This is a genomic window from Gaoshiqia sediminis (assembly GCF_025907915.1).
GTDB lineage: Bacteria > Bacteroidota > Bacteroidia > Bacteroidales > Prolixibacteraceae > Gaoshiqia > Gaoshiqia sediminis.
In genome coordinates this window covers 15,445-29,580 of record NZ_JAPAAF010000010.1, presented here as the reverse complement: position 1 = coordinate 29,580, position 14,136 = coordinate 15,445, and the positions used below count along the sequence as shown (strand labels likewise).

Below are 14,136 nucleotides of genomic sequence, written 5' to 3'. Positions count from 1 at the left end.
TTTAACATTTACTTATGTATCAGTATCAGGCACAAATACAGCGTGTGGTGGATGGCGACACTTATGAGATCGACATCGACCTGGGTCTCTCCGTGTGGGTGAGAAATGAAAAAATCCGGTTGTATGGCGTAAACACGCCCGAAGTTTACGGCGTGAAGAAGGGGTCAGATGATTACCTGGCGGGGAAACAAGCCTCCGACTTTGTGAAGTCAGTCATCAAAAAAGGCGATCTGGCGATTATCGAAACCCTGCAAGATGCCAAAGGGAAATATGGTAGGTACCTTGGTGTGCTGTATGTCCGGGTTGCAACTGAAATACTGGAAGGCCATGCAAATATCCGCTCGATAGGCGATTTCTACTGCATTAATGATTTGCTTATTGCTAAAGGACTGGCAGAACCGTATTATTTGTAGCGTACATGATCTCAAAAACGCCACAACCACCCTATTATGCTGTCATTTTTAGCTCGCTTCGCACAGAGGGCGACAATGGCTATTGTGAAATGGCAGAGAAAATGATTGAGCTGGCTAAAGTTCAGGACGGATTTTTAGGGGCCGAATCTGCCCGTAATGAGATAGGCATTACCGTATCCTATTGGAAAGATGCCGGATCGATACTTAAATGGAGAGAACATGCAGAACACAGTATCGCCAGAATATATGGACGGGAGAAGTGGTACACTGCTTTCAAAGTGAGGATCGCTCTTGTCGAACGTGATTACGGTTTTGAACGTTAGAACCTTATTTTCTGAAAATATATGACCATGAAAAACTTACTGATTTTAATGATTGCCGGAGCCGGGCTGGTTTTGTCATCCTGCACCGGAAAACCGAAAGTACAAGAACCCGTGAAAACTGAGATTGATGGAAAAGCAGAGGCATTTGCCTCGTTTAAGCTGACGACTGATTTATCGGTCCTGACCGAAAACGAGCGGAAAATGTTGCCGCTGTTATTTCAAGCTGCTCAACTGATGGACGACATTTTTTGGCTGGAGGCCTACGGCGATAAAAATGAAATCCTGGCAAAAGCGACGAGTCCTGCTATGGAAAGGTTCATCCGGATTAATTATGGACCATGGGAGCGCTTAAACGGTAACCTACCTTTTATGGAGGGTTATGGACAGAAGCCGGCAGGCGCAGGTTTTTATCCGGTTGACATGACCAAGGCGGAGTTTGACGCTTGGGATGAGCCTGCAAAATCGAGCTTATATACGCTCATTCAGCGGGATGAAAGCGGGCAATTGATTGCTGTGCCTTATCATGAGGCATTCAAAAGCCAAGTGGAAGCGGCTGCCGGGTATATCCGCCAGGCTGCTGATTTGGCCGAAGACCCCGGATTGAAAAGATACCTGGAGTTGCGGGCCGAAGCGCTTCTTACAGATGATTATTATCCGAGTGATGTGGCCTGGATGGAGATGAAAACCAATACGGTAGATTTTGTGGTTGGCCCGATTGAAAATTATGAAGACCAGTTGTTTGGCTACAAGGCTGCCCACGAGGCCTTCATTTTAATAAAAGACAAAGTTTGGAGCAGCAAGTTGGAAAAATTTGCCGCTTTATTACCCGATCTGCAAAAGGCGCTTCCTTGCGATGCCCCCTATAAAAATGAAACACCGGGCTCCGATTCGGACTTGAATGCTTACGATGTGGTTTATTATGCGGGCGACTGCAATGCCGGTAGCAAAACAATCGCCATCAACCTGCCCAACGATGAGCAAGTGCAGGCAGAGAAAGGGAGTAGAAAGCTGCAACTTAAAAATTCGATGCAGGCCAAATTCGACAAAATTCTGGTGCCTATCACCGATTTATTGATTGCTGAAGACCAGCGTAGTCATGTGAAATTTGATGCCTTCTTCGAAAATACCATGTTTCACGAGGTGGCCCACGGACTGGGGCTGGGAAAAACGGTGGATGGCAGCCAAACTGTCCGGCAGGCATTAAAAGAAACCTATACCTCAATCGAGGAAAGCAAAGCGGATATTCTTGGTCTTTGGGCTGTTTACGAATTAAACGAACGGGGCGAGCTTGCGGATAAAGACATGATGGACAACTTTGTAACCTTTATGGCGGGTATTTTTCGTTCGGTGCGCTTTGGTGCCGCCAGCGCTCATGGCAAAGCCAATATGATCCGGTTTTATTATTTTCAGGAAAAAGGCGCTTTTGAGCGCGACGCGGAAACCGGAACTTATCGGGTAGACTTTGGTAAGATGAAGCAGGCCATGTTTGATTTGTCAGCACAGATTTTGACCATTCAAGGGGATGGGGATTACGAACTGGCCAAGAAAATGATTGAAGAATCCGGTTTTATCCGCGAAGAATTGCAGCAAGATCTGGACCGTATCAACGAAGCCGGCATACCGGTTGATATCGTATTTGAACAAGGCCCCGAGGTTTTGGGAGTTTGAACTTGTTCTTTTTGAAAAAGAAATCCATCTGGCTAAACACTGAGGCAGATGGATTTTTTTGTCTGATATAAATTCTATTTCGAAATCCGGTATCTCCAAATGTGATCGTTAAAACGTACAAACAAATCGCCTTGCCAGATTACCGGGTGGGCATACGCATGAACTGCCGGGTGAGCAGGACTTTGGAAACGGCTGATGATATCGAAGCCGGTGCTGGTAGGTTTGGCCAGTACTACTTTTGCATCTTCGGTGAAGATGAAGAATTTTCCGTCAGCCATGACGAATGACCCGGGCTTGATTTCGCGGGTTGTAAATACCTCTTCGCCGGTATCCCAACGGACGGCGGCCCAATGTTTTTTCTGGTCAGCGGTTCCATAAATGAGTTCGTCAACCACTTGTATGCCACTTAGCTTTGAGTCGAAATTTGTGTTTTGCCACAACGTGTCCAAACGTTGTTTTTCATCGTTTATTTGAAACATGACCGAACCCTCCCCATAGCCTGATGAATAGAAAATCTGACCTTCTTTATAAAACGGCTCATTGGAGTGGTTTCCGCGTTTTTCTGTCAGCGGGTGCTTAATCCGCACGTTGCCGGTGTTGGGATCAAAAATAACCAGGTTGAAATCGAGGTTGACCATGACCAGCGTGTCGCCGTTATGTTCGATTAATTTTGGGGAGCAGTAGGCGTTGGCATTCCCCTCCAGGGCCGTTTCCCACACCACCGAACCATCGTGTTTACTTAGTGCGCAAAGGGAAACTTTTGGTCCGCCAGGCTGCAAAATTACCAGATCGCGATATACCAAAGGCGATTCGGTGTAGCCCCATTTAATCAGTTCTCCACTGTATTTCTCAAAAATATTGACGTGCCAGATTTTTTTGCCGGTTTTCATATCCAGACAGACAGCATCGCCGTGAGCGCCGGAGTAATAGAGATTTCCTTCATTCAATGTAGGTGTGCCCCGTGATCCGGGAAAACGGAAAGTAAAATCCCGTCCGTAACTGGTTTTCCAAACCAATTCGCCTTCATGTGTAAAATGATAAATATAGCCGGTGGAATCGTGCATCCCGGCAATAAACAGTCCTTCTTCACTGACAGAAGGTGATCCGTACCCTTCGCCGATACCTGTGTAGCTTTGTTTTATTTCCAGTCCGCTGGTGGGCCAGTTGTCTTGCAGGTTAACGTCGGGGTAGCGTGCGTCCTGGTTGGTGCCGTGCCATTTGTGTGCCTGTGCCCAAAGCACAGCGGGTAGAAAGCATAGTACGATGAAGAACAGGGCCTGTTTCATGGTTTTAGAGATTTGGTTTTGGCTAAAATACAATAATATTTCAAAAATTTTATTGGAAAATAGATCCATGAAAAAGGGGACGAATCCCCTTTTCCTGCTGTTTAATTGTTGTTAAAAACGAATGAAAAATGTCCTGTTTTTCAAATCATAACGCTGTCAGTCTTTCATTTTTTTGAACCACATTCGGTTTCCCACACTGTAATATTGATTTTTCAGCTCAGGGTTGGTGGCCAATTCTTCTTCGCGGTACGGTAAATGCGGCACCATCACATCTTCTCCTTTTACCCAGTTTGCAGGGGTCAGCATTTGGGTTTCGTCAGAGGTTTGCAGGGCTATCACAATCCGTTCAATTTCATTCAGGTTGCGGCCAATCTGGATGGGGTAGAAATTGACCGACCGGACAATGTTCTCGGAGTCAATAATATAGACTCCCCGGATGTCGCGGCTGGTGGAGGTAGGGGCATGCAACATACCATACATTTTGGAGATCGCCATGCTTTGGTCGTCGATCAGTGGAAAGTTAATTTTTTGCAGTCCTCTCCCTTTGTAATCAAGTTCTTCCAAATGGTTTTTCCACATGTTGTGTTGCGAAAGATTGTCGGTTGAAATTACCGCTAACTTGACCCCCAGCTGTTCAAATTCGCTTTGCATGAAGGCCAGTTCCAGAAGTTCGGAGGAGCAAACCGGCGTAAAATCTTTGGGGTGGCTGAAGAGAATTTTCCAATTTTTTCCAAAATCTTCGGGGAATTTTAAATCGCCGGTGGTGGTTTGTGCTGTGAAGGAGGGCGCCTTTGATCCGATTAACGGAATTTGGCTACTTTGGGCTAAGGCCGTGCCCACAAAAATGGTAGCGAGCAGTAAAGTTAATAGATGTTTTCTCATAATCCTGTCTTTTTTGTTAATATCGCAATCATCATATGGTCAATCATACGAAGGGAATATTAATAAGTTAGGATAAAGAGATCTTTTAATATTAAAAATGAAACAAAAAAATAGATCAAACCAGGGGCCTAAATTTTTGATGAAAAGTACCAGTTTAAATTTATGGTTCAGATGGGGGCTGTTTAACTGCAACGTGAGGATATTTCAATCCAATCGGGGGTGATTTAGAAGACGTGCAACTCTTGGTGCGCTTTTAAAATTGTATGGTAAACCAAAGCTTGGTTTGCATTAACCGGTTGGCTTCTTCTTCAAACTGACATTTTACATGAAGCATATTCACGGCCTCCTCAAATTCCTCCATCGTAAATTCATAGCCCATGCCTGCCAGCTTGTCGAAAATTTCTTTTGGCGGACTTTGATTGATCGTTTTTCGTAATTCACGGTTCTCTTGCGACTCCCGGATAAATTTAATTGCACTTTGAATAGCCATACGCTGTGGTTTAAAATGAAATGTTTTGCAAGTCCTGCATTTGGGTAGGAAATATATTGTCGAATCCAACCAAATAGTAGGAATTTGGACGAAAATCTACCTCATCATAAATGCGACAAAGCTTATGCCGGAATCCAGGTTTTTACAGGCGAATGCTAAAAACTGTAGTTCAGCCCAACTGAAAACCCGCTTTCCCACAAGTGCTGCTGGTGTCGTTCGCGGTTGAAGGGCACTAAGGTATGGCTTTTGCAAAAAGGGCCAAACATGATTTCCAGCTTTTTGACGGGCAGGCTGGCCCCCAGTTCGAATCCTGCACCGATGCCCGTTTGGTTGTCCGTGCTCTGGTCTGGTTTGTTTAATTGAAAATCGATGAGCGGGCCTGCCTGAAGATAGAAGTACCTGAGAAAAACCAGCTTGCCATACAGGGGAACGGAAAGCAGATGGATGTCGGCCTGGCGCTCGTACCAGTCAATTTCAGGATTTGGTGAGGGGGTGACTCGAATATCGTTTCTTGAATATTCAAGTCCTGTTACAAAGTAAAGAGGGCCGGCCAACTTTTTTTCGTAGCCAATACCGATCGCAAACGAGCCGTTGCCGCGGTAACCCGGCCCGCCAATCAGCTCATCGCTTCGGAACAAATCATTTTCGTTGGCAAAACGATAATAGGCACCTATTTTTTCGGACTGCGTTTGCGCGTTTGAAACTGCTGAAAACAGAAGCAGTAACAGCAGAGGGTAAATTATTCTCATTTTACAGATTTTGGGATAGGGATTGAAATCAAACGATTGTATGATTCTCAAACTTACAAAAAAGTTGCGTCGGCATTTGCCGTCAAAAAAAATGTGCCCGCGTCTAAGGATTACACGAATAATTTGAATCGGAACAATTTCAGTTGCAGATAGGTTCTGAAGCAAAGTTTACATGGCAGACGAATGACAACGATGGATACTTGAAAAGTGGGTATTTTATTTATCTTTAGCTCCATTAAGATTTGTTATGTAGTGCGAAATAAGATTCAACTCCCCTTGGTATGGTGATTCAATTAATACAAAATGCAGCCTTGCTAATTTCCATGAGCTTGATGCAAGGTTTGGCAATCCGCTTGTTCAGATCGAGAGGGAAGGTGTTTCAGCTGGTGTCCGGCCTTATTTATGCGGGCATAGCCATTGCCGGGATGAACATGCCTTTTACCCTTGAGCCCGGGGTTTTTTATGATGGCCGGTCGATCGTATTGGTACTGGCCGGACTGTTTGGAGGTAAACTTGCTGTAAGTGTTACCGTTGTTTTGACCGCACTATACCGTATTTGGCTGGGCGGTACGGGCGTTTGGGCTGGTTTGGCGACCATTGTTTTTTGTGCGCTGGCAGGCGCGTTGTTCCGTTATCTGTACGATAATAGACCCGAAAAAATAAGACTTTTGCCTCTTTGGGGTATTGGCATTGTGGCTCACCTTTTTATGTTGGGCTCACAGTTGCTGTTGCCTTCGGGCCTGGAGATTATCAGTAAAATATGGTTGCCCATTCTTTTGGTTTTTCCGTTGGCAACACTGATAATTGGCGTGCTGCTGGGCAACGAGGAAAAACGCTTGCTGGGCGAAAAGCAAGTAAAAGAAAGCGAGCGTTTATACCGTACTACCTTGTACAGCATTGGCGATGCTGTGATCACTACCGATTTAAACGCGCGGGTACAACTGATGAACCCAGTAGCCGAGAAGCTGACAGGGTGGACAGAGCTTGAAGCCCGGAATAAAGATATTGGGGAAGTCTTCAACATCATTAATGAGCAGTCGCGAGGTTCGGTTGAATGTCCCGTAAAAAGAGTCATCCGCGAGGGTGCTATCGTAGGATTGGCCAATCATACGGTGTTGATTTCCAGGAACGGAGTGGAGTACCCGATTGCCGACAGTGGTGCACCCATTTGGACAGAGAACGGCCAATTGCAAGGAGTGGTACTGGTTTTTCGCGATATGACCGAAGAGGTTAGGCAGCAACAGGCACTTGATATCCAGAAGAAGCTTTTCGAAACCATGTTTAATGCCATTTCCGACGGGATAGTCATTACCGATACGAAGCGGCAAATTGTTCTGGCGAACGAAGGGGTTAAACAAACCTATGGTTATGAACCTGATGAATTGATCGGAAAGAGCACCGAGGTTTTATATGCTTCATTCGGAATGTTCGAACAGGCAGGCGAAAGAATTTATGATGAAAAAGCCTTAGTGGGTAAAAAATTGTATGTTTCCGAGTACAAAGCAAAAGATGAGAGGCACTTCCCCGGTGAAACTTTTGGGGCAAAATTGTATGATGGACAGGGGAAATGGATTGGAAACCTGGGCATCACGCGGGATATCACTGAGCGGTTGCAATCGAGGAAGGCCCTGGAGAGGAGCGAGGTACGCTACAAATACCTGTTTGAAAACAATCCTATGCCGATGTGGGTATATGATCCTGAAAACCTGAAGATATTGATGGTTAACCCCGCAGCTATCGAACAATACGGATATACCCGCGAGGAATTCATGAGGATGACATTGAAAGATATCCGTCCCGTGGAAGATGTTCAGGATTTACTTCAGGATGTGGAAGAAACCAGGTCGAAACTGAACCATGCCGGAGTTTGGCGCCACCTGAAAAAGAACGGCGAGATTATTCATGCGGATATCATTTCACACCTGATCGACTATGAAGGGAAACCGGCCCGGTTGGTGTTGGCACAAGATGTTTCGCAGCGGGTTGAGGCCATGCAGGCCCTGCGGGTGAGTGAAGAAAATTATCGGAACCTGTTTGAAAACCACTCGGCGGTCAAGCTGATCATTCACCCTGAAAATGGAAAGATCCTGAATGCAAACCCAGCGGCAGCCCGATTTTACGGTTGGTCGGTGGATGAACTGAAGAGGATGAATATCCAGCAAATTAATACCTTAAATGAAGCACAGGTTCAGGCAGAAATGGAACGTGCAAAGCGGGAAAGGACAATTCATTTCGAATTCAGGCATCGCCTGGCGAACGGTTCGGTACGTGATGTTGAAGTATTCTCAAGCCTGATAAAATTCCAGGGAACAGATTGCCTGCATTCCATTATTCACGACGTGAGCGCGAAAAAAGAAGCAGAGAGACGGTTGCAATTATTCAACCAGGCGATTCAGCAAAACCCGATAAGCATTGTTATCACTGATCCGGAGGGCCAAATCGAATACGTTAATCCAAAATTTACTGAAGTAACCGGTTACCGGCTTGATGAGGCTATTCGTAAAAATATGTCCATCAATAGCTCAGGGCTGCATACAGCCGAATTCTATCACCATCTGTGGCAGGTTATTAAATCGGGACAGAATTGGGTGGGCGAATTCCGTAACCGCAAAAAATCGGGCGAACTGTATTGGGAAAAAGCGATCATATCGCCGATCATTGGTGACAACGGGGAAATAACCAACTATATTGGAATTAAAGAAGATATTACCGGACGTAAACAAATGATTCGCGAGTTGGTAGAAGCAAAAGAGAAAGCCGAAGAAAGTGAGCGGCTTAAGTCGGCCTTCCTGGCCAACATGAGCCATGAGATACGTACCCCGCTAAACGTAATCCTTGGTTTCACGGAAATGCTGGTGAGCGATCAGCAAATGGCAGCGGAAAAGAAGCAGGAGTTCTCGCTGATTATCAACAAAAGCGCCGAAGGACTGCTCGAAATCATCAATGATGTGCTCGATGCTTCGAAGTTGGAAACCGGCCAGGTAGCCATCAATTTTGCCCCTGTAGTTCTTGGTCCGATGCTTCAACGGCTGCACACCCAGTTTGCGCGTCGACTGGCTGAAGACGGAAAGGGACTTGTGAACCTTCGTCTATTACCCGGATTTGAAACACAGACTATCTCTGCCGATGAGTACCGGTTGTCACAAATACTTGGCAATTTATTGAGCAATGCTGTCAAATTTACAGCCGTTGGGGAAATTGTTTTCGGTGTAAGTGGGATGGATGATGGGCAGGTTGCTTTTATTGTTTCGGACACGGGTATTGGTATTCCTGAAAAGGACCAATCCCATATATTCGAACGATTCCGGCAGGCCCAGATGAGTACTTCTCGGATTTACGGCGGAACAGGCCTGGGGCTTTCCATCACCAAAAACCTGTTGGAACTGATGGGTGGTCATATCGAACTTCAATCGGAGGAGGGAAAGGGAACTACTTTCCGGTTTTATTTGCCAATCAAACAATAGTGGTAACATTTTAGAAATCAAAAAGCCGCTTCCTTTTGGGAGAGCGGCTTTTCGATAATGTCGTTTGAATTGTTTTATACTTTTTGTACCACTTCCAAATGGTCAACCCCGGCTTCAATGGCTTGCAAGTTTAGCGGGATGAGCTTGTGGTGGCGTTCGGGCAGCGATTTTTCCAGTCCTTTTCGGATGCTCTCCATTTTTACCACCGGTTTGGCTTTCAGGTAGGCGCCCAGCACAACCATGTTGAAGGTTTTTACATTGCCCATGTCGGCTGCAATTTTGGTTCCTTCAATTTTATAGATATTGATGTCAGTGCGTGTGGGCGGATGCACAATCCCGTGAGGATCGTAGAGCAACACGCCGCCTGGTTTTACGGCTTTTTCAAACTTGTTCATCGATTGCTGGTTGAGGATGATGGCTGTGTCAAACTCGTGCAGGATGGGCGAACTGATCCGGCTGTCACTCAAAATGACCGATACGTTTGCCGTACCGCCGCGCATCTCGGGGCCGTACGACGGGAACCAGGTCACTTCCTGACCCTGCATCACACCTGAATACGCCAGAATTTTCCCCATCGAGAGAACACCTTGTCCGCCAAAACCGGCTATAATGATTTCTTCTGTCATGATCTTCGGTTTTAATTTTTCTTGGTAAAGGCCTCCGGGCCTGCTTTTTCTGCATCTTTGATGTCGCCTACCGGATAAAACGGGAACATGTTTTCTTCCATCCAGTTGTTGGCGTCCACGGGTGTCATGCGCCAGCCCGAGTTGCAGGTCGATACTATTTCAACAAAGGAAGTTCCTTTTTTGGCAAGCGCATTTTCAAAGGCTTTTTTAATTGCCTTTTTGCACTTGCGCGATGCGGCGGGCGTATGGACTGACTGGCGGGTAACATACGATGTTCCTGGCAGTTGTCCAATCAGTTCGGTAATTTTCAGCGGGTAACCGTTTCTCTCCAGATCACGGCCACAGGGCGTGGTGGCAGTCACCTGTCCGAGCAGGGTGGTCGGCGCCATTTGTCCACCGGTCATGCCATAAATGGCATTGTTGATGAAGATGACCACCATGTTTTCGCCCCGGTTGCAGGCATGCATGATTTCTGCCGTTCCGATGGATGCCAGGTCGCCGTCGCCCTGGTAAGTGAAGACCACCTTATCGGGGTTTACACGGGAGATCCCGGTAGCTACTGCCGGCGCCCGCCCGTGAGCGGCTTCCTGCCAGTCGATGCTGATGTAATTGTAAGCAAAAACACTGCAGCCAACCGGCGAAACACCGATGGTTTTTTCCTGTATATCCAGCTCTTCAATTACTTCGGCCAACAGCTTGTGCGCCACCCCGTGGCTACAGCCCGGACAGTAATGCATGGTTTTGTTGGTCAGTAAGTTGGGTTTTTTGTAAACCAGATTTTCCGGTTTTATAATTTCTGCTAGATCCATGTGTTACCCTCCAATTAATTTTTGTTCCAACGCTTCTGCAACTTCACCCGGGGTGGGGATAATTCCGCCCATCCGGCCAAAGTGTTTTACCGGCACGTTATTTCCGGAGCACCCAACTGCCAATTGAACATCCTCGATCATTTGTCCGGCGTTCATTTCCACGGTCAGGAAACCTTTTACCCGTTTGGCCAATTCTGCGATGGACTTTTTGGGGAAAGGGAATAGCGTAATGGGGCGGAGCAGGCCAACTTTTAAGCCTTTTGCCCGCGCAATATCAACCGACTTTTGGCAAATTCGGGCCGATGAGCCAAAGGCAACAAGCACATAGTCGGCATCATCGCATTCAATCATTTCGTAGCGTACTTCTTCCTCTTCCATGGTCCGGTATTTTTCCTGAAACCGCAAATTATTGTGTTCCATTTTTGCCGAATCCATCTCCAGGGAAGTCACAATGTTGTAGTCGCGGTCGGCTGTTTTTCCGGTGGTTGCCCATGAGCCGTACCGGGCTTTTATTTCTTCGGCGGTCAGGCGGGGCTGAAAGTCGCTTAGTTCCACTTTTTCCATCATCTGGCCAATGGCGCCATCCGACAGGATCATGGCCGGATTGCGGTATTTGAAAGCCAGTTGAAAGGCCAGTTCTACAAAATCATTCATCTCCTGAACCGATGCAGGCGCCAGCACGATGAGTTTATAGTCGCCGTGGCCACCGCCTTTGGTCGATTGAAAATAATCGGCCTGTGAAGGCTGGATGGTGCCCAGTCCCGGACCGCCACGTTGCACGTTCACTATTACACAGGGAAGTTCGGCCCCGGCAATGTACGATATGCCCTCGGCCATCAAACTGATACCCGGGCTGGAGGAGGATGTCATCACTTTTTTACCGCTGCCGGCAGCGCCGTAAACCATGTTGATGGAGGCTACTTCACTTTCGGCCTGCAGCACTACCATACCAGTTTCGTCCCAGGGTTCACGGGCCATTAAGGTTTCCATTACCTCCGACTGAGGGGTGATCGGGTAGCCAAAGTAACCGTCGCAACCACAGCGGATGGCTGCCTCGGCAATCACCTCGTTCCCCTTCATTAATCTTAATTCTCCCATCTATCTTTTGATTTGATGTTTACAAAAAATTACAACTTAACACGATAAACAGTGATGCAGCTATCCGGGCAAACAACTGCACAATTTGAACAGCCAATACAGGCTTCGGGATTCTCCATAAACGAATAATGGTATCCCCGGCTGTTGACTTGTTTGTTTTGTCCAAGCACTTGTTGCGGACAAGCTACCACGCAAAGGCCGCAACCTTTGCATTCTTCCGTGTCAACCACTACTGCTCCAATAACTTTTGCCATGGTTTTGCTTTTTATGTTTCAAATTTGCCCGGTTCAGAGGGCTAATTTCCAAGTTTCATTTAATCATTTCGTGCCTTCGTCACTCGTTTTGCCAATGCATTTTGGTTGACGGGCCCCACAAAACTATTCCAATCCGAAAAGCTGGCTTGCAACAAATGTTGCGAAATCACAGCTTGTTCAGGATACGGGTGAAGATGTTCCGGTGGATGCCCAGGTACGAGGCCACATGCTGGCGTTGTACCCGCGACACAATTTCGGCATGTTCCTTCACAAATTTTTTCACCCGTTGCGAGGCCGAAAGCGATTGCAGGGTATGGATCCGGTTCAATGCTTGTACGTAACTTTCTTCGGCCATGATGCGCACCATGCGCTCCAGTTGCGGGTGACTATCGAGCAAGGCATCGTACTCGGCCCGTTCAATGCAAATCAGTTCCGAATCTTCGTATGCCCGGATGGCCTCGCACGACTTTCGCCCGGTCATAAATGTTTCGTGACTGCTCACAATACAATTGTCGGGTGTGTAATAGAAGCGGGAGATCCATTCCTGACCGTTTTCAGCCGTGTAGGTGGCGTACAAAAGCCCTTTCAGTAAAAGAGCCAATTTCCGGTTCTGCTCGCCATAGTTTACAAAGGTTTCCCCTTTTTTCAACACAATGGGTTGTCGTGTGGAAAAGAAATCCTTCAATTGCTCAAGTGTTTGGCTATATCCTGTGGCGAGTCCGTTTATACTCATGCTTCTTTTGTTCGAAAGTTAAGCGGGAAAGTCAGCATGAAATTGTTTCAGCCGCCTTTCCAAATCGTCAAACTGGCTGCGTTTTACGTGCGATACGCATGCGCGCAATCCTTCCAGCTCGCTGCCCGTATTTTTCAGGGTGATAGCGCTGATGCCGTAAAATAGCAACTTGTTCAGCAGTTCGCCACCCGTCATGCCCGGATAGCCAATGGTGAAGTAAAAACCGTCGGCAATAGGTTCGTCGCCATCTTTTTCATATACGATGGTAAATCCATTTTCGAGGAACAGGCGTTTCATGATTTTGGCTTTTTCACCATACTCCTTCACTTCTTCTACAAAGTTGAAGCGCCCGTCGTTGGCCGCTTTAAACATGGCTGCCAAGGCGTATTGCGCCGAATGGCTGGTACCCGACGAGATAGCGTACAATACCCGCAGGGTGATGGTGTTGCCAAAACTATTACTCTGAAAGCGGGTTTTCAGGTTTTCGTAGTCGCGGTTGTACAGGGCGTCAGAAATAACCATGATCCCAATGCGTTGTCCGGCATACGAAAATATTTTTGAGCTGGAAATGAACAGGACATAGTTGTTGGTGTAGCGCGCCACAGTTGGCTGGTAGGGTGGGCGTCCGGGCGAGAACAGGTCTTTGCGGAAATCCATGGCAAAATACGCCAGGTCTTCCATCACCACGATGTCGTATTTGTTGGCCAGTTCGCCAATAATTTGCAGTTCTTCTTCGGTGAAGCAAATCCAACTCGGGTTATTGGGGTTGGAATAAATCACCGAATTGATGTGCCCTTTGCTGAGAATGCTTTCCAATTTTTCGCGAAGTTTTTCTCCGCGGAAGTTGAAGATGTCGAAGCTTTCGTATTTGCAGCCCATCACCATCATTTGCTGTTTTTGTACCGGAAACCCGGGATCGATAAACAGCACGGTGTCTTTTTTTACATCCAGGTTGGAGGCCACCAGCAAGGCCGAATACGTACCCTGCATGGACCCGACCGTGGGCACACAACCCGCAGGTGCAACGTCAACATCCATAAATAGTTTGACAAAGCGCGAAGCTTCCTGCTTGACTTCTTTTATGCCATCGATCATCGGGTAGATGGAGGCCACGCCCGATTTCAGGGCCTCAATTTCGGCTTCCACACCAACTTGGGCTGGAGGCAAGCCGGGAACGCCCATCTCCATGCGGATGAATTTCTCGGGACTTTCGGCTTCAATTAAATTAACCAGCGCAACAATTTCGCGGATGGATGCTTGGCCAACATCTTCGATTCGAAGACGTGATAAATTTTTGGTTACCAATTCCTGGTTTATGGGTGTATTTTTCATGTTAGCGAA

The 14,136-nt window shown here is 46.9% G+C and carries 14 protein-coding genes; 4 read left to right on the top strand and 10 right to left on the bottom strand.

The genetic code is table 11. From position 1 onward, the window contains the following. The first annotated feature begins 14 nt into the window (after nucleotides 1–14). The 3 genes from N2K84_RS09190 to N2K84_RS09180 are packed head-to-tail and all read left to right on the top strand — an operon-like array spanning nucleotide 15 to nucleotide 2,404. A complete protein-coding gene (locus N2K84_RS09190; protein ID WP_282591504.1) occupies nucleotides 15–413 on the top strand; it encodes a thermonuclease family protein in 399 nt (132 codons plus the stop codon). A 5-nt stretch (nucleotides 414–418) separates the two neighbouring features. Continuing rightward, the gene (locus N2K84_RS09185; protein ID WP_282591503.1) at nucleotides 419–736 is read left to right on the top strand and encodes an antibiotic biosynthesis monooxygenase family protein; all 318 of its coding nucleotides are present in this window, start codon (nucleotides 419–421) and stop codon (nucleotides 734–736) included. 27 nt (nucleotides 737–763) lie between these two features. After that, entirely contained in the window at nucleotides 764–2,404 is a 1,641-nt protein-coding gene (locus N2K84_RS09180; protein WP_282591502.1) for a dipeptidyl-peptidase 3 family protein, read from the top strand. 74 nt (nucleotides 2,405–2,478) lie between these two features. Here the strand turns inward: N2K84_RS09180 and N2K84_RS09175 are convergent, their stop codons facing one another. The 4 genes from N2K84_RS09175 to N2K84_RS09160 form a co-directional block, all read right to left on the bottom strand. Then, on the bottom strand, nucleotides 2,479–3,690 hold the full coding sequence (locus N2K84_RS09175; RefSeq protein WP_282591501.1) for an outer membrane protein assembly factor BamB family protein: 1,212 nt from the start codon (nucleotides 3,688–3,690) through the stop codon (nucleotides 2,479–2,481). 156 nt (nucleotides 3,691–3,846) lie between these two features. After that, nucleotides 3,847–4,572, bottom strand: coding sequence for a peroxiredoxin (locus tag N2K84_RS09170; RefSeq protein WP_282591500.1), 726 nt, complete (start codon nucleotides 4,570–4,572; stop codon nucleotides 3,847–3,849). Between the two features lie 253 nt (nucleotides 4,573–4,825). After that, nucleotides 4,826–5,062: a Nif11-like leader peptide family natural product precursor gene (locus N2K84_RS09165; RefSeq protein WP_282591499.1), complete on the bottom strand. Its 237-nt coding sequence runs from the start codon at nucleotides 5,060–5,062 to the stop codon at nucleotides 4,826–4,828. A gap of 155 nt (nucleotides 5,063–5,217) precedes the next feature. After that, entirely contained in the window at nucleotides 5,218–5,811 is a 594-nt protein-coding gene (locus tag N2K84_RS09160) for a hypothetical protein (protein ID WP_282591498.1), read from the bottom strand. A 281-nt stretch (nucleotides 5,812–6,092) separates the two neighbouring features. Between N2K84_RS09160 and N2K84_RS09155 the strand changes: the two genes are divergently transcribed. Next, nucleotides 6,093–9,275 carry a PAS domain S-box protein gene (locus tag N2K84_RS09155; protein WP_282591497.1) on the top strand — a complete coding sequence of 1,061 codons (3,183 nt, stop codon included), beginning with the start codon at nucleotides 6,093–6,095 and terminating at the stop codon, nucleotides 9,273–9,275. A gap of 74 nt (nucleotides 9,276–9,349) precedes the next feature. On the opposite strand, the gene N2K84_RS09150 is transcribed toward N2K84_RS09155, so the two are convergent. The 6 genes from N2K84_RS09150 to N2K84_RS09125 all read right to left on the bottom strand — a co-directional run bounded on the left by N2K84_RS09150 (nucleotide 9,350) and on the right by N2K84_RS09125 (nucleotide 14,127). Beyond that, on the bottom strand, nucleotides 9,350–9,901 hold the full coding sequence (locus N2K84_RS09150) for a 2-oxoacid:ferredoxin oxidoreductase subunit gamma family protein (protein WP_282591496.1): 552 nt from the start codon (nucleotides 9,899–9,901) through the stop codon (nucleotides 9,350–9,352). An 11-nt stretch (nucleotides 9,902–9,912) separates the two neighbouring features. Next, on the bottom strand, nucleotides 9,913–10,710 hold the full coding sequence (locus N2K84_RS09145) for a thiamine pyrophosphate-dependent enzyme (RefSeq protein ID WP_282591495.1): 798 nt from the start codon (nucleotides 10,708–10,710) through the stop codon (nucleotides 9,913–9,915). Nucleotides 10,711–10,713: 3 nt separating this feature from the next. After that, entirely contained in the window at nucleotides 10,714–11,808 is a 1,095-nt protein-coding gene (locus tag N2K84_RS09140) for a 3-methyl-2-oxobutanoate dehydrogenase subunit VorB (protein WP_282591494.1), read from the bottom strand. 29 nt (nucleotides 11,809–11,837) lie between these two features. Further along, nucleotides 11,838–12,062, bottom strand: a complete 225-nt coding sequence (locus tag N2K84_RS09135) for a 4Fe-4S dicluster domain-containing protein (RefSeq protein ID WP_282591493.1) — start codon at nucleotides 12,060–12,062, stop codon at nucleotides 11,838–11,840. A 166-nt stretch (nucleotides 12,063–12,228) separates the two neighbouring features. Beyond that, entirely contained in the window at nucleotides 12,229–12,795 is a 567-nt protein-coding gene (locus tag N2K84_RS09130) for a Crp/Fnr family transcriptional regulator (protein ID WP_282591492.1), read from the bottom strand. A gap of 18 nt (nucleotides 12,796–12,813) precedes the next feature. Further along, entirely contained in the window at nucleotides 12,814–14,127 is a 1,314-nt protein-coding gene (locus tag N2K84_RS09125; RefSeq protein WP_282591491.1) for an aminotransferase class I/II-fold pyridoxal phosphate-dependent enzyme, read from the bottom strand. Between the last annotated feature and the right edge of the window lie 9 nt (nucleotides 14,128–14,136).

Coding starts and splice junctions, on each gene's coding strand:
- N2K84_RS09150 (WP_282591496.1), bottom strand. CDS start 9,901: ATGACAGAAGAAATCATTATAGCCGGTTTTGGCGGACAAGGTGTTCTC.
- N2K84_RS09140 (WP_282591494.1), bottom strand. CDS start 11,808: ATGGGAGAATTAAGATTAATGAAGGGGAACGAGGTGATTGCCGAGGCA.
- N2K84_RS09135 (WP_282591493.1), bottom strand. CDS start 12,062: ATGGCAAAAGTTATTGGAGCAGTAGTGGTTGACACGGAAGAATGCAAA.
- N2K84_RS09160 (WP_282591498.1), bottom strand. CDS start 5,811: ATGAGAATAATTTACCCTCTGCTGTTACTGCTTCTGTTTTCAGCAGTT.
- N2K84_RS09155 (WP_282591497.1), top strand. CDS start 6,093: ATGGTGATTCAATTAATACAAAATGCAGCCTTGCTAATTTCCATGAGC.
- N2K84_RS09125 (WP_282591491.1), bottom strand. CDS start 14,127: ATGAAAAATACACCCATAAACCAGGAATTGGTAACCAAAAATTTATCA.
- N2K84_RS09130 (WP_282591492.1), bottom strand. CDS start 12,795: ATGAGTATAAACGGACTCGCCACAGGATATAGCCAAACACTTGAGCAA.
- N2K84_RS09170 (WP_282591500.1), bottom strand. CDS start 4,572: ATGAGAAAACATCTATTAACTTTACTGCTCGCTACCATTTTTGTGGGC.
- N2K84_RS09185 (WP_282591503.1), top strand. CDS start 419: ATGATCTCAAAAACGCCACAACCACCCTATTATGCTGTCATTTTTAGC.
- N2K84_RS09180 (WP_282591502.1), top strand. CDS start 764: ATGAAAAACTTACTGATTTTAATGATTGCCGGAGCCGGGCTGGTTTTG.
- N2K84_RS09190 (WP_282591504.1), top strand. CDS start 15: ATGTATCAGTATCAGGCACAAATACAGCGTGTGGTGGATGGCGACACT.
- N2K84_RS09175 (WP_282591501.1), bottom strand. CDS start 3,690: ATGAAACAGGCCCTGTTCTTCATCGTACTATGCTTTCTACCCGCTGTG.
- N2K84_RS09145 (WP_282591495.1), bottom strand. CDS start 10,710: ATGGATCTAGCAGAAATTATAAAACCGGAAAATCTGGTTTACAAAAAA.
- N2K84_RS09165 (WP_282591499.1), bottom strand. CDS start 5,062: ATGGCTATTCAAAGTGCAATTAAATTTATCCGGGAGTCGCAAGAGAAC.